Origin of the sequence: Kaistella sp. PBT33-4 (genome assembly GCF_029194425.1) — a bacterium.
Taxonomy (GTDB): domain Bacteria; phylum Bacteroidota; class Bacteroidia; order Flavobacteriales; family Weeksellaceae; genus Marnyiella.
In genome coordinates this window covers 19739-32990 of sequence record NZ_JARFYL010000003.1, presented here as the reverse complement: position 1 = coordinate 32990, position 13252 = coordinate 19739, and the positions used below count along the sequence as shown (strand labels likewise).

The 13252-nt window shown below is 42.6% G+C and carries 14 protein-coding genes; 9 read left to right on the top strand and 5 right to left on the bottom strand.

Features of this window, described 5'->3' with window-relative positions:
• On the bottom strand, positions 1 to 453 hold the full coding sequence (locus tag P0M11_RS06150) for a hypothetical protein (RefSeq protein ID WP_275624898.1): 453 nt from the start codon (positions 451 to 453) through the stop codon (positions 1 to 3).
• Positions 454 to 546: 93 nt separating this feature from the next.
• A complete protein-coding gene (locus P0M11_RS06145) occupies positions 547 to 972 on the bottom strand; it encodes a thioesterase family protein (protein WP_275624897.1) in 426 nt (141 codons plus the stop codon).
• A 136-nt stretch (positions 973 to 1108) separates the two neighbouring features.
• On the opposite strand from P0M11_RS06145, the gene dnaA reads away from it, so the two are divergent.
• From dnaA to P0M11_RS06130, 3 genes are all read left to right on the top strand, one after another.
• On the top strand, positions 1109 to 2566 hold the full coding sequence (gene dnaA, locus P0M11_RS06140; protein WP_158063843.1) for a chromosomal replication initiator protein DnaA: 1458 nt from the start codon (positions 1109 to 1111) through the stop codon (positions 2564 to 2566).
• An 86-nt stretch (positions 2567 to 2652) separates the two neighbouring features.
• Complete coding sequence (locus P0M11_RS06135; RefSeq protein ID WP_275624896.1) at positions 2653 to 3114, top strand: low molecular weight protein-tyrosine-phosphatase; 462 nt, start codon at positions 2653 to 2655, stop codon at positions 3112 to 3114.
• Between the two features lie 2 nt (positions 3115 to 3116).
• Positions 3117 to 3815, top strand: coding sequence for an SAM-dependent methyltransferase (locus P0M11_RS06130; RefSeq protein WP_275624895.1), 699 nt, complete (start codon positions 3117 to 3119; stop codon positions 3813 to 3815).
• Positions 3816 to 3818: 3 nt separating this feature from the next.
• Here the strand turns inward: P0M11_RS06130 and P0M11_RS06125 are convergent, their stop codons facing one another.
• The gene (locus P0M11_RS06125; RefSeq protein ID WP_275624894.1) at positions 3819 to 4229 is read right to left on the bottom strand and encodes a hypothetical protein; all 411 of its coding nucleotides are present in this window, start codon (positions 4227 to 4229) and stop codon (positions 3819 to 3821) included.
• A 222-nt stretch (positions 4230 to 4451) separates the two neighbouring features.
• Between P0M11_RS06125 and P0M11_RS06120 the strand changes: the two genes are divergently transcribed.
• Positions 4452 to 5900: an alanine/glycine:cation symporter family protein gene (locus tag P0M11_RS06120; protein ID WP_275624893.1), complete on the top strand. Its 1449-nt coding sequence runs from the start codon at positions 4452 to 4454 to the stop codon at positions 5898 to 5900.
• A 73-nt stretch (positions 5901 to 5973) separates the two neighbouring features.
• On the opposite strand, the gene metG is transcribed toward P0M11_RS06120, so the two are convergent.
• The gene (metG, locus tag P0M11_RS06115; protein WP_275625328.1) at positions 5974 to 8037 is read right to left on the bottom strand and encodes a methionine--tRNA ligase; all 2064 of its coding nucleotides are present in this window, start codon (positions 8035 to 8037) and stop codon (positions 5974 to 5976) included.
• Positions 8038 to 8353: 316 nt separating this feature from the next.
• Between metG and P0M11_RS06110 the strand changes: the two genes are divergently transcribed.
• From P0M11_RS06110 to P0M11_RS06100, 3 genes are all read left to right on the top strand, one after another.
• Complete coding sequence (locus P0M11_RS06110) at positions 8354 to 8839, top strand: nuclear transport factor 2 family protein (protein ID WP_275624892.1); 486 nt, start codon at positions 8354 to 8356, stop codon at positions 8837 to 8839.
• A gap of 150 nt (positions 8840 to 8989) precedes the next feature.
• Positions 8990 to 9703 (top strand): pirin family protein, encoded by a 714-nt coding sequence (locus P0M11_RS06105; protein WP_275624891.1) that lies wholly within the window; start codon positions 8990 to 8992, stop codon positions 9701 to 9703.
• A 95-nt stretch (positions 9704 to 9798) separates the two neighbouring features.
• Positions 9799 to 10338: an NAD(P)H-dependent oxidoreductase gene (locus tag P0M11_RS06100; RefSeq protein ID WP_275624890.1), complete on the top strand. Its 540-nt coding sequence runs from the start codon at positions 9799 to 9801 to the stop codon at positions 10336 to 10338.
• Positions 10339 to 10404: 66 nt separating this feature from the next.
• Here P0M11_RS06100 and P0M11_RS06095 read toward each other — a convergent pair whose 3' ends face one another.
• Positions 10405 to 11313 (bottom strand): DUF808 family protein, encoded by a 909-nt coding sequence (locus P0M11_RS06095; protein ID WP_275624889.1) that lies wholly within the window; start codon positions 11311 to 11313, stop codon positions 10405 to 10407.
• Between the two features lie 256 nt (positions 11314 to 11569).
• Here P0M11_RS06095 and purM point away from each other — a divergent pair, with 256 nt between their 5' ends.
• Positions 11570 to 12559, top strand: a complete 990-nt coding sequence (gene purM / locus P0M11_RS06090) for a phosphoribosylformylglycinamidine cyclo-ligase (RefSeq protein WP_275624888.1) — start codon at positions 11570 to 11572, stop codon at positions 12557 to 12559.
• A gap of 37 nt (positions 12560 to 12596) precedes the next feature.
• On the top strand, positions 12597 to 13160 hold the full coding sequence (purN, locus tag P0M11_RS06085; RefSeq protein WP_275624887.1) for a phosphoribosylglycinamide formyltransferase: 564 nt from the start codon (positions 12597 to 12599) through the stop codon (positions 13158 to 13160).
• Positions 13161 to 13252: the final 92 nt, after the last annotated feature.

Here is a 13252-nt window from a genome sequence, read left to right as displayed (position 1 = left end):
TTACTTAAGTGCCGAGACGGAAGTACTTTTCGGTGTAGTCGAGATGGAAAGCATTTTCTTACCGTTTACCTCTGTAACTTCCATGTGTTCCAGAACATTACCCAATACAATAAGATCTGTATTGCTGATGATATTACCGTCAAAGTTAACCGGTGAGTTATCTGCAAGCTTGAAACCCTGGTTCAGTTCTTTCAGCGAAATTCTGTCGTAATAGTTTTCTTTTACTTTCACTGCGGTAATACCGTTAGCCGCCAGGCTCTCAAAGCTCTTAAGATTTTGCGGCAGGTTTCCGCTTTTATAGTTATTTGTAGTCTGAATATTCTTTTTATCCTGTGCAACAAGGCTGCTGGAGGCCAGCATTCCGTCTACAAGAACCACAGGCTTGCCTGAATTTTGCTGGGCAAAAGCAGTAGCTGAAGCAAAAATGGCGAAGAAGTAAAATAATTTTTTCATAAGCTTTGATTTATTTCTTTTACAAAAATAGTAAAACAATTGATTTATTAGATTATTTGTGCAAAAATTAATGCGATTGCCGCATTGTAGCCGTTAATCGGTATTTTGTTCGTCTTTCCAGTGATTTAGAATTAGCTTCATCAGAAAATCGGGACATTTTACAATTTTATTTCTTGCCGAATCCAGAAAAAAGAGAGTTGTGCTTGCTTCAGAAATCCGTTCACCCTCTTCGCCAAAAATCTCATATTCAAATTCGATTCTGACTCCCGGAATTTTTTTCACGTAAGTATGGATGGTCAGAATTTGGTCATATCTTGCAGGTTGCAGATATTTAATTTTGAACTCAGAAACAGGCAGCCAGATTCCCCGCTTTTCAATCTCATCGTACGACATTCCGATACCTCGGAAAAGTTCCACGCGGGCCACTTCCAGGTATTCGGCATAGTTACCGTAGTACACATATTTCATAGGGTCAGTATCGGCGTAACGTACACGTAATGTGTTAGTTGAGTGTATCATTAAGGGGCTTCTTTTAGACATACAAATATATTTTTTAATAATCAAGGGTACAACAGTTTTTTTTTAATGATTAAATTATCCATCTTTGCTTTCCCGATAAAAATTAATAACAAGAGGCCTAATTGAAGTTGAACAAATGAATGAAAATTTAGTACTGATTTGGGAGAAATGCCTCCAGTTTATGAGGGACAATCTCAACGCTGCCGAAGACTCTTCCAACCTGAAAAAGCTCGAGAATTCTTTCGATTTACTTTTTGATAAGGTTCAGCCGGTTTCTCTGGTTGATAACAACCTTACATTGATGGTTCCGAGCGATTTCTACAAGGAATATATTGAGGACAATTATTTGTCCCTTCTTTCGGCTGCTCTGAAAAAGTACATCGGGAAAGGCGTAAAACTGTGGTACCAGGTAATGGAAAACAGGCCTGCCGGAAAGGAAAAGCCAATTACTGTAAATGTAAAAGGCAAATCCACGCCGGCACCAAAGCCACAGGAAACAATGCCTCAGCATTTTTCATCGGACAAAATTGTTAATCCTTTTGTGGTGCCCGGCATCCAGAAGATTAATATCGACTCCAACTTAAAGGCCGACTTTTCCTTTGACAGTTATGTAGAAGGTGAAAGCAATAAATTTGCGTCCACCGTGGCAAAATCAATTGCCAAAAGACCGGGTGCAACCGCTTTTAACCCACTTTTTCTGCACGGAGGTTATGGTGTAGGAAAAACCCACCTTGGCCATGCCATCGGTCTCGAAGTAAAAAATTCACTGCCGGACAAAGTTGTTCTTTACCTTTCGTCCGAGAAATTTATACAGCAGTTCGTTTCTGCCGCCAAAGCACACAAACAGACGGAGTTCGCCAATTTTTACCAGATGGTGGATGTCCTGATTATTGATGATATCCAGTTTCTGTCGGGGAAATCGGCTACACAGGACAGTTTCTTCCACATCTTCGACTATCTGCATCAAAACGGTAAACAGATCGTACTGACTTCTGACCGCGCACCTGTGGATATTATGGATATCCAGGAACGTATTGTTTCCCGTTTTAAATGGGGTCTTACCGCCGAGATTAAAGCGCCGGATTTTGACACGCGCAGAAAGATCATCATCGACAAGCTGAGCCGCGACGGTATTGAACTGTCTGATGATATGCTGGATTTCCTGGCCAATGAAGTGAAGAGCAGCGTGCGGGACCTGATTGGTGTGATAAACTCTGTAATCGCTTACTCCACCATTTATAAATCGGATCTCACCCTGGAGCTGCTGAAGGAAACCATCAGCAAGATTTCATCCACCAAGAAGAAAGTCATCAATATTCCTTATATTCAGGAGGTGGTTTGCGAATATTTCGGCATAGAGCGCGATCAGCTTCTCTCCAAAACAAGAAAGCGTGAGATTGCATTACCCAGACAGCTTGCCATGTATTTTGCCAAGGAATATACCAATGCCACATTCACCAAAATTGGTGAGGAAATGGGTGGTAAAGACCATTCCACAGTAATGTATGCCTGCGATACGATTAAGGATGTATCGAAGATTGACAAAGAGATTAAGAAATATGTAAAGGAGCTTACGGAAAAATTAAAGCATTAAGATTTTTGCCGTACTCATAGAATAATAACCCTTTCAACTTTTAATCCAGCTGAAAGGGTTTTTTTTAAATTTAAAACATAAAATTCATGAAAATTCTAGTCGTATGTTTGGGAAACATCTGCCGCAGTCCTTTGGCTGAGGGAATCCTGGCGTCTAAACTGCCGGAACATTTTGTGGTCGATTCAGCTGGAACAATTTCGCTGCATGAAGGTGAACAGCCGGACAAGCGTGCGGTTGCTGTCGCTCATAAATATGGAATTGATATCTCCGCACAAAAGTCAAGACCCATTACGCCGCACGATTTTCAGATCTACGATTACATTTACTGCATGGACAGGACCGTACTTCACGACGTAATTGAAGTCACAGACAGTGAGGAAGAGAGAAACAAAGTGTCACTTTTTCTTGAAGCTGCAGGTATGGATGTAAATAATTATGAAGTTAAGGATCCTTACTGGAGTGATGCTGAGGGCTTCCGCGAAACTTTTGAACTCCTGAACCAGGCTTCCGAAGCGATCTGTAATAAACTTACCTCTAAAGCAAAGTAATTATGCTCTTTCTAATCCCTGCGTACCTTTCCGAGAATTCTCCTTCATCCTATTTTGCGCCTGCAGTTGAGGAGTACATCATGAAAACGGACTTCTTTTTTGTTGAAAATGAAAAGACCGCGCGTAAAGTCATCAAATTTTTTGCACCTGGGAAAAAGCAGGCTGACCTGAAACTATATCTTCTGGATAAATATTCTGAAAGTTCCGACCTGAAGGAGGCGCAGGACCTTATGCGGAAAGGTCAGGACTTTGGTTTACTTTCCGAAGCCGGACTTCCCTGTATTGCGGATCCCGGAAACCTTATGGTGAAATGGTGCCATGAAAACAAAATTCAGGTTATCCCTGTAAACGGACCTTCTTCAATTATTCTCGCGCTTATAGCCAGTGGATTCAACGGTCAGGAATTCACCTTCCATGGTTACCTTCCCATAGACCGGTCTGAAAAGAAGAGTAAAATACTCTGGCTGGAATCTCAGGTGCAGAAAACCGGTTATTCACAAATCTTTATGGAAACTCCCTACCGGAATAATGCACTCTTTGAGGATCTCTGTAAATTCCTGGCTCCAAACACTAAACTTTGTGTCGCAGCAAACATCAATGATCCGGAAACCGAATTTATCCGGACACTCAGCATTAAGGAGTGGCAAAAAAACAAGCCGGAACTTCATAAGATTCCGGCGGTGTTTGTTCTTGGCAAGTAGGGTTTACTTTTTATAATGGTAAGTGAGACCATTCACCGAATCGTCACCCAGGGAGAGGTCGGTCGCATTTACGCTGTTCACCATTTTATCCGGATCATTGGAAAAGTCGATATACATTTTCTCCACATGGTCTGTAGAGGTTACTCCTTTGTAAAGCGAATAATTTCCCTGACTTTGAACGATATCATTTTCCTTAATCGTGTAAGTCCCTTCGGGCGTCAGAATTAACTGCGCGGTCTTTCCGGTATTTGTGGGATTTTCATTTACATTCACACCTGTTGTAGCCACCCAGTCCCAGGCTCCTACATACTGTTCATTTGAAAGCTCGTCGTCGCGGCTGTCGCAGGAAACAATCGAAGTAACAAAAAGGGCGGGCAGAAACAGTCTTGTAAACAATGTTTTTACAGTAGTCATCTTAACTAATTTTATACCCAAATTTAATCAAATTATCCTTCAAAATATTTTGTTTGGCTGGTGAATTACAGAATGCTGACAGTAATCATATTTTTGAAGGATATATAGCCGGGTCATGGAGGTTTCTGTGGCATTAGGGTTTATACCATACCTGTATTTACTAAACTTTTTGCCTTCAGAAAAAACAGAAAGTTGTATTATTACGCTCTTAATTATTGATATATGAGTGAAACACTGTCTGTGGCCGAATTTTTTGAAAAAGTTATTCTAACAGCTAATGACCTTATATGGTCCAATGCCTTAATTATCCTGTGTATTGGTACAGGCATCTACTTCAGCATCCGAACCAAATTTGTACAGGTCAGGTTTATGAAGGACATGATTTCACAGTTGTTTACCGAAGGTTCAAGTGATAAAGGTGTTTCTCCGTTTCAGGCGTTTTCCATTGCCATTGCCGGCAGGGTTGGTACAGGGAATATAGCCGGCGTAGCTACAGCCATTGCAATGGGTGGGCCGGGTGCGGTTTTCTGGATGTGGGCCATTGCTTTCCTTGGAAGTTCCACAGCCTTTATAGAGGCAACTCTGGGGCAGATTTATAAAGTTGAAAAAAACGGGAATTACCGGGGTGGCCCGGCGTATTATATTGAGAGGGGTATGGGTAAAAAGTGGTACGCCGCACTCTTTGCAGTCTGCACTATTGTGGCCTGCGCGCTGTTCCTGCCGGGTGTGCAGTCCAACAGCATTGCGCAGAGTATGAACAGCGCATTTGACTTTGACCCGCTTTGGGTGGGACTTGGTGTTGTACTTATCCTTGTACTCATTATTATAGGAGATGTAAAACGCATAGGCAAATTTTCAGAATTAGCAGTTCCTTTCATGGCTGGCGCCTATATACTTATGGCTTTGGTGATCATCGGGCTTAATATTGAACAGTTACCTGCCATGATTAAACTGATCCTTTCATCAGCTTTTGGTGCCGAGGCTACTTTTGGCGGAATCCTGGGCTCGGCAATTGCCTGGGGCGTAAAACGGGGGATTTACTCCAATGAAGCCGGCCAGGGGACCGCTCCTCATGCCGCCGCTGCCGCCGCAACAACCCACCCGGCAAAACAGGGAATACTGCAGGCTTTCTCGGTGTATATTGATACATTGTTCGTGTGTACAGCTACAGCCCTAATGATTCTTTTCACCGGAATGTATAATGTAAGCGACGGCAACGGTGGTTTCCTTCACCATAACCTGCCGGGAGTGGAAGAGGGAGCACTTTTTACACAGGCGGCCATCTCGGCTCATTTTCCGGCCTTAGGCCATGGATTTGTAGCCTTCGCGCTTCTATTTTTCGCTTTCACCACCATTCTTGCCTATTATTTTATTGCTGAATCCAATCTCTATTATCTGAGAGAGAAAAAAATGCATCCTGCGGTGCTTTGGACACTGCGAATCCTGTTCCTTACCAGTGTGGTTTTCGGTTCTGTTACTACCGGCGGCAATGCATGGGCACTGGGAGACATTGGCGTTGGTTTGATGGCCTGGCTTAACCTGATCGCAGTACTTATACTTCAGAAAAAAGCACTGATTACACTCAAAGATTACGAACAGCAGAAGAAGGAGGGCCGGGACCCTGTCTTTGAACCGGAAAAGCTGGGAATTAAAAATACTTCCGAGTGGTAAGGCATCCCTCCGGGTGGTATAAAGAAAAAGGCAGGTCACCGCGACCTGCCTTTACTGTTTTTATGATATTGTCTTAGGAAATCTCTACGCCATTTTCAACCTGGTTTTCCGGAGTCACGAAGGTCAGTTTACCATCCGGTTTGGTGGCCAGCAGCAGCATACCCTGTGATTCGATACCACGGATTTTTCTGGGCGCCAAATTCAGTAATATCATTACCTGCTTTCCTACACATTCCTCAGGTGTGAAACTTTCAGCAACACCTGATACAACCGTGCGCACATCAACACCTGTATCTACGGTAAATTTGAGAAGTTTGTCCGCTTTTTCCACTTTCTCGGCAGTAAGGATGGTTGCAGTTCTTAAATCGATTTTCGTAAAATCTTCAAACTGTATTTCTTCTTTCATGGGATTGGCTTTAGGATTTGTTTTTTTATTTGACGCTTTGGTCTGTTCCAGCTTGTGGATTTGGAAGTCCACCGTCTCATCTTCTATTTTTGAAAATAAAAGTGCGGCCTCATTTATTTGGTGACCGGTTTCTATCATCAGCTCACGGTCTTTAAGGTCTTGCCAGTTCAGCTGATTACAATTGAACATTCTCAATAGCTTTTCGGAAGTGAAAGGCATAAACGGTTCAGAAAACTGAGCCAAAGCAACTGCGATTTGTGCTGCATTAAAGAGTGAATTGGCAGCCTGCTCCGGGTTTTCTTTTATTGTTTTCCAAGGTTCCTCAATCTGCAGGAACTGGTTGCCGTAGCGCGCCAGATTCATAAGTGCCGAAAGTGAATTCCGGAACTCAAATTTTTCCAGATACATCTTAATCTCACTACCCGCTTTTTTTATTTCTGCCTGTTCCGTTTCGCCTAAAGTACCTTCAGGAATAAAGCCGTTATAGTATTTGTGGATCAGGACCGCGACTCTGTTAATGAAATTTCCAAAAATCCCTACCAGTTCAGAATTGTTCTTGGTCTGGAAGTCTTTCCATGTAAAATTATTGTCTTTGGTTTCGGGTGCTGAAGACAATAACGCGTATCTCAGTACATCCTGCTGGCCAGGGAATTCCTGCACATATTCGTGTGCCCAGACTGCCCAGTTGCGCGAGGTTGATATTTTTTCGTTTTCCAGGTTCAGAAATTCAAAAGCGGGAACATTGGCAGGCATAATGTAATTGCCGTGCGCCTTCATCATTGCCGGGAAAATAATACAGTGAAATACAATATTGTCCTTGCCGATGAAATGAATCAGATCGGAATTTTCATTTTGCCAGAACTCTTTCCAGTCCCTGCCGTTTTTCTCAGCCCATTCCTGGGTAAATGTTATATAGCCAATTGGAGCATCGAACCAAACATACAGGACTTTCCCGTCGGCATCTGGCAGCGGCACAGGCACTCCCCAGTTCAGGTCGCGCGTCATGGCGCGTGGCTTCAGACCGTCTGTAAGCCACGATTTCACCTGTCCGTATACATTTGGTTTCCAGTCATCTTTATGACCTTCAATAATCCATTCATTCAGGAAATCTTCATACTCATTAAGTGGCAGATACCAGTTTTTTGTCTCTTTCAGCACGGGCACATTACCGCTAAGCATTGATTTCGGATTCAGCAGTTCTGAGGGTGAAAGCGTGGCGCCGCATTTTTCGCACTGGTCACCATATGCACCATCGTTAGAACATTTTGGACAGGTGCCTACAATATACCTGTCAGCCAGAAACTCACCGGCCTGCTCATCATAATACTGTTCTGATACCTCTTCCGTAAACTTGTTTTTATCATACAGTGTCTTAAAAAAGTCCTGACTCACCTCACGGTGTCTCCTGGAAGTGGTTCTTGAATATTCGTCAAAGGATATTCCCAGGTCAGAAAAGGATTTTTTAATCACCTCATGATATTGGTCCACGATATCCTGAGGAGTTACGCCTTCCTTTTTAGCCCGTATGGTAATAGGAATACCGTGTTCATCGGATCCACAGATAAATGCGACGTCTTTTCCCAACCTTCGCTGGAATCTCGCGTATACATCTGCAGGAATATAAACACCGGCCAGGTGGCCAATATGTACGGGGCCGTTAGCGTATGGCAGTGCGGCCGTGATTAACTTTTTATCTGACATTTCTTTGAAGCTGTTTGAAGTTGCAAAGATAGGCTTCTGATGTGGATTCGTGATTAATTCTATCGTTAAAAATAGAGCAGGCAGGACAGAAAATGAGATCAGACAGATAATGTTAATTATTTTTTTGCCGGTTTTGCTGAAATGAAGTTCATAAATGCTGCGGGAACCCCGGGCCGGTTATTCAGTCTTCAGCCAAAGTTTTCTCTGAGTATCTTTATTCAAGAATTATCTGCCAATTGATATTGAATTACATACTGTATAGAAGAAACTTTCCTACTTTTAAAGTTAATTAATAACAGTTAAAAATTCGGTCCTGAAAAAAATCAACCTGATTACGGTACTCTTTGTGATAATTGGACTATTTACTTCAGTAAACGGCCAGAATAAAGGCTTCTACGAAAATGTCCAGAAAAAAAACGTGAATAAAGTTCTGGACGACCTTAATGCCTTTGCTGCTCAGGCAGAATTCAAAAGCTATTTTGACCTTTTTGCGGAAGAGTCCACATTTATAGGAACAGATGCTGCGGAAGTTTGGGATAAAAACCAGTTTATGGCGTATTCCAAACCTTATTTTGATAAAGGCAAAGCCTGGAATTTCAGGTCAGTGAAAAGAAATATTTATTTCAGCAAAGACGGCATGTTGGCCTGGTTTGATGAGATTCTGGATACACAGATGAAAATCTGCCGCGGTTCCGGAGTGCTTGAAAGGGTGGGAAACAAATGGAAAATTAAGCAGTATGTGCTTTCTGTGACGGTGCCCAATGATGTGGTGGACGATGTTGTTAAAATAAAGACCCCACTGGAGGACAGTTATCTTAATCAATTCAAATAACGGATTTGATGAGATTTGTATGTTGACTGCGCTCCAAAGTTCACACATCTATTGCGCAAAACACGCCGGATTAATGGAAGACGGAACTTAACCTAAGTCAATGTTCTAATGGATTACGAGCGGTAAATTTGTGAAATAAATCAATAATATATGAAAACTGTATATCACAAAGCAAATACAAGAGGTTTTGCAGACCATGGTTGGCTAAAATCCTATCACAGTTTCAGCTTTGCCAATTATTACAATCCCGAAAGAATGAACTTTGGCGCGCTGCGCGTTCTCAATGATGATCAGGTAGCCTCTGGCATGGGTTTCGGCGCACACCCGCACAGCAATATGGAAATCATTTCCATTCCGCTGGAAGGTGATTTGGAACATAAAGATTCCATGGGAACCACTGCCGTTATCCGCAAAGGCGAAATTCAGGTAATGAGTGCCGGAACGGGTGTGCAGCACAGCGAATACAACAGGAGCAGGGATGAACTTGTGAAATTTCTCCAGATCTGGGTCATTCCAAACAAAATGAATGTACAGCCGCGGTATGACCAAATTAATATCAGTGAAAATGCGGAAATAAATACGTTCCAACAGATCCTTTCGCCTAGTCCCGAGGATGATGGGGTCTGGATTCATCAGGATGCCTGGTTTCATCTTGCCAATTTTGAAAAAGGCTGCAGCCGGGAATACCGTCTGAAAAAAGCAGGTAACGGCGTGTATATCTTTATTCTGAAAGGTTCCGCAAAGATCGGGGATCAGGTTTTGGAAACCCGGGACGGTTTCGGAATCTGGCAAACAGACGCTTTTCAACTGGAAGCCCTTGAAGATTCAGAAATTTTACTGATGGAAGTCCCTATGGTTATCTGATTTCGGATATATTTAACTGAATTATTCAGCTCAACCTCAACCTCAACCTCAATCTCAACCTCAACCTCAACCTTAACCTCAACCTCACCCTCAATATGAAAATACTGGCTTTCGCAGGAAGCAATTCCGAAGTATCTATCAATAAAAAACTGATTTCTTATGTCAGTTTATTTTTCAATGAAGATGATGTAGAAATCCTGGACCTTAATGATTTCGAGATGCCCATTTATAAGCATGAACGGGAACTGCAAAATGGCATTCCTCAGTTAGCAAAAGATTTTGCAGCTAAAATAGACAGCTCCGAACTTATCATTATGTCGCTTGCTGAACATAATTCGGCTTATTCAACAGCTTTTAAGAATGTCTTCGACTGGATTTCGCGCATTAAAGACCGTAAGCATTTTGGAGACAAACCAATATTCTTGATGGCAACTGCGCCCGGAAACGGTGGTGGCAAGAATGTAATTGAAGTATTTTTGAAACGCGCGCCATTCAGCGGTGCCAACGTAATTGAAACCTTCTCTTTACCCAATTTCAGGGACAGATTCGAAGAAGGATTTGGAATTACTGATGCGGAAAAACTGACTGAACTGAAATCAAAGATTGAGACAGTAAAGCAGTTTTTTACCAATTAAAGTCTGGCCAATTCATACAGAAAGCGGGAATTCACCCGCTTTCTCTGTTTATATATCGTACTACTATTATTTCTTGAGTATGGAGAGTGCTTTCCCTCCGAAATGAAACACGGGCAGGGCAATGATTCCGCCTATTATACCTGCCAGTGTATCCCGGAGTAAGGAGTTGGCATTTGGAAGAAAATGATGATGGATCCAGTCAATATTGTGGACAAAGATGCCTCCGGCCACCAATATCAGGGCTACGGTACCGATTACCGCAAGTCCTTTTATCACCCACGGCAGTGCACTAACCAGAAAAGTTCCTACCGTTACCAGAAAACCTTTATCTTTTCCCGACCTCTTGATGATTTTATATCCGGCATCGTCCATGCGAACGATTAAAGCTACAATTCCGTATACACCTACCGTAGCGATGATGGCCACAATAGATACCGAAACAATTTCAACTAGCAATGGGTTAAATTGTGATTTCAGGGCTTCGTATCCTTCTTTTGCAGAGGCAAGCGCAATAATTACAATCTCCAGCGAAAGAATAAAGTCCGTTGTTACCGCCGACTTGATTTTGGATTTTTCCAGTTCATCCCCATTTGCATCATCCGCCACATTTTCCTCAATAACTTCTTCACCTTTTTTATTCCTGTGAAAAAGAAATTCAATAATCTTTTCAACACCTTCATAGGCCAGGTAAAATCCTCCGAAAACCAGGATAATGGTAATTGCAGGCGCATACAGCCACTGTAGGAGGAAGACCGCAGGAACGATAATAATCTTGTTAATGAAGGAACCTTTCATAATCTTCATCAGAACCGGAATTTCCCTTGATTCCAGAAAGCCGGTCGCTTTTTCGGCGTTTACGGCCAGGTCATCGCCCAAAATTCCGGCGGTCTTTTGGGTAGCCACTTTGGCCGTCACCGCTACATCGTCCATCAACGCTGCAATATCATCTAAAATCGCAAAAAATCCTGAAGCCATAGTCTGTTTATTTGGCAGCAAAAATAGATAAATGAATTAAAACGAAGCGTAATTTTTTTGAATCCATTTTTTAAATCCGCTAAAAAATCTTACTTTCGCAGAACAAAATTTTTTAACATTGAAGCCGCAGAGATTACATTCCCTAAGTGAAAAATTCCAGGATTTGGGATGCGCAATCTCCTCCAAAAAATAATAGTGAGCCGACGTCTGTATGATTGTCGGCTTTTTTATTTGGCTTTAGTATAACCTAATGAACATGAGTAACACTTACAAATCCGCCGGTGTAGATAAGGAAGAAGGCTACAAAACCGTTGATAAGATAAAATCTGCCGTGGCAGAAACCCATAATGAGAATGTCCTGAACAACCTGGGAAGTTTTGGAGCATTTTACCAGATCGCCGGTTATAAAAACCCGGTTCTTGTGAGTGGAACAGATGGCGTGGGCACAAAGCTTAAGGTAGCGCTCGATTCTAAGAAGTATGACTCGATTGGTGTGGACTGTTTCGCAATGTGTGCCAATGATATCCTGTGTCACGGTGCAAAACCTCTTTTCTTCCTGGACTATCTCGCGTGCGGAAAACTGGATTCAGAAATAGCTGCCGAAATCGTAATGGGAATGGTGAAGGCCTGTAAGGACAATGAATGTTCGCTGATCGGCGGCGAAACCGCCGAGATGCCCGGTATGTACAAGCCAGGCGATTACGATGTGGCTGGTTTCTGCGTGGGGATTGTGGAAAAAGAGAACATCATCGACGGTTCCAAGATCAAGTCGGGTCATAAAATAATCGCACTGCCCAGTTCTGGATTTCACAGTAACGGATTCTCATTGGTTAGAAAAATATTCACTGACTTTAACGAAGAGTTTGAAGGCAAACCGCTCTATGAAACACTTTTAGTTCCCACCCGACTTTACTATCAGCCAGTACACAAACTGCTGGAGGAAGTTAAGGTAGACGGTATCGCTCATATTACAGGCGGCGGTATCATTGAGAATATTCCGCGAATCATTCCGAACGGATTATCTGCACAGATCGATACATCTGCAATCAGGATTCCTTCTGTCATGCTGGAGCTTGAAAAACGCGGAAATATAGAGCGTACTGAAATGTACGGTACCTTTAATATGGGTGTTGGTATGGTGATCGTAATCGATGCCAACCATGCGGAAAAAGTCCTGAACCTTCTGGATGATGCCTATGAAATAGGAGAGATTACCGAAGGTGAAGAGAAAATAGTACTCAACTAGTCAGGCGCTGACCAATTATTAAGTTTCGAACTCCTTTATGAAGAATATCGTTGTATTGGTATCCGGAGGTGGCACCAACCTTCAGCGCATCATAGACTGCACCGAAAATGGTGAGATTCCGGACGCTAAGGTTACCCTGGTGGTCGCAGACCGTGAATGCTTCGGACTGCAGCGCGCCGAAAAACATGGAATTCCTCATCATTTGATTAAAAGAGGTCAGGAGTTTTCATTGAAACTGGCTCAGGTAGTTCCCGGGGATACGGATCTGGTGATTCTTGCAGGTTTTCTGTCTATACTGAGCACGGAGTTTTGTGAAAAGTTCAGAGGTAAAATCATCAATATTCATCCCGCATTGCTGCCGAAGTTTGGCGGAAAGGGAATGTGGGGACATCATGTACATCAAGCTGTGCTTGATGCCGGAGAAGCTGAAAGCGGTGCCACGGTTCATTTTGTAACGCCGGGGATTGACGAAGGTGAAATTATCCTTCAGAAATCATTTGAAGTTGCGGAAGATGAAACTGTAGAGGGTTTAGCCGAAAAAGTACATAGGATTGAATATGAAATATTCCCCAAGGCAATAAATAAGGTTTTGGGGGCGTGAGTTCCGTAGGAACGAACGATATCTGCATGGGAATTTATTCCAATGTATGACAGTTGAATAAAGTGGCATTATATTGAGACGGCAACTCGTAT

Coding starts and splice junctions, on each gene's coding strand:
- P0M11_RS06150 (WP_275624898.1), bottom strand. CDS start 453: ATGAAAAAATTATTTTACTTCTTCGCCATTTTTGCTTCAGCTACTGCT.
- P0M11_RS06145 (WP_275624897.1), bottom strand. CDS start 972: ATGATACACTCAACTAACACATTACGTGTACGTTACGCCGATACTGAC.
- dnaA (WP_158063843.1), top strand. CDS start 1,109: ATGAATGAAAATTTAGTACTGATTTGGGAGAAATGCCTCCAGTTTATG.
- P0M11_RS06135 (WP_275624896.1), top strand. CDS start 2,653: ATGAAAATTCTAGTCGTATGTTTGGGAAACATCTGCCGCAGTCCTTTG.
- P0M11_RS06130 (WP_275624895.1), top strand. CDS start 3,117: ATGCTCTTTCTAATCCCTGCGTACCTTTCCGAGAATTCTCCTTCATCC.
- P0M11_RS06125 (WP_275624894.1), bottom strand. CDS start 4,229: ATGACTACTGTAAAAACATTGTTTACAAGACTGTTTCTGCCCGCCCTT.
- P0M11_RS06120 (WP_275624893.1), top strand. CDS start 4,452: ATGAGTGAAACACTGTCTGTGGCCGAATTTTTTGAAAAAGTTATTCTA.
- P0M11_RS06105 (WP_275624891.1), top strand. CDS start 8,990: ATGAAAACTGTATATCACAAAGCAAATACAAGAGGTTTTGCAGACCAT.
- P0M11_RS06100 (WP_275624890.1), top strand. CDS start 9,799: ATGAAAATACTGGCTTTCGCAGGAAGCAATTCCGAAGTATCTATCAAT.
- P0M11_RS06095 (WP_275624889.1), bottom strand. CDS start 11,313: ATGGCTTCAGGATTTTTTGCGATTTTAGATGATATTGCAGCGTTGATG.
- purM (WP_275624888.1), top strand. CDS start 11,570: ATGAGTAACACTTACAAATCCGCCGGTGTAGATAAGGAAGAAGGCTAC.
- purN (WP_275624887.1), top strand. CDS start 12,597: ATGAAGAATATCGTTGTATTGGTATCCGGAGGTGGCACCAACCTTCAG.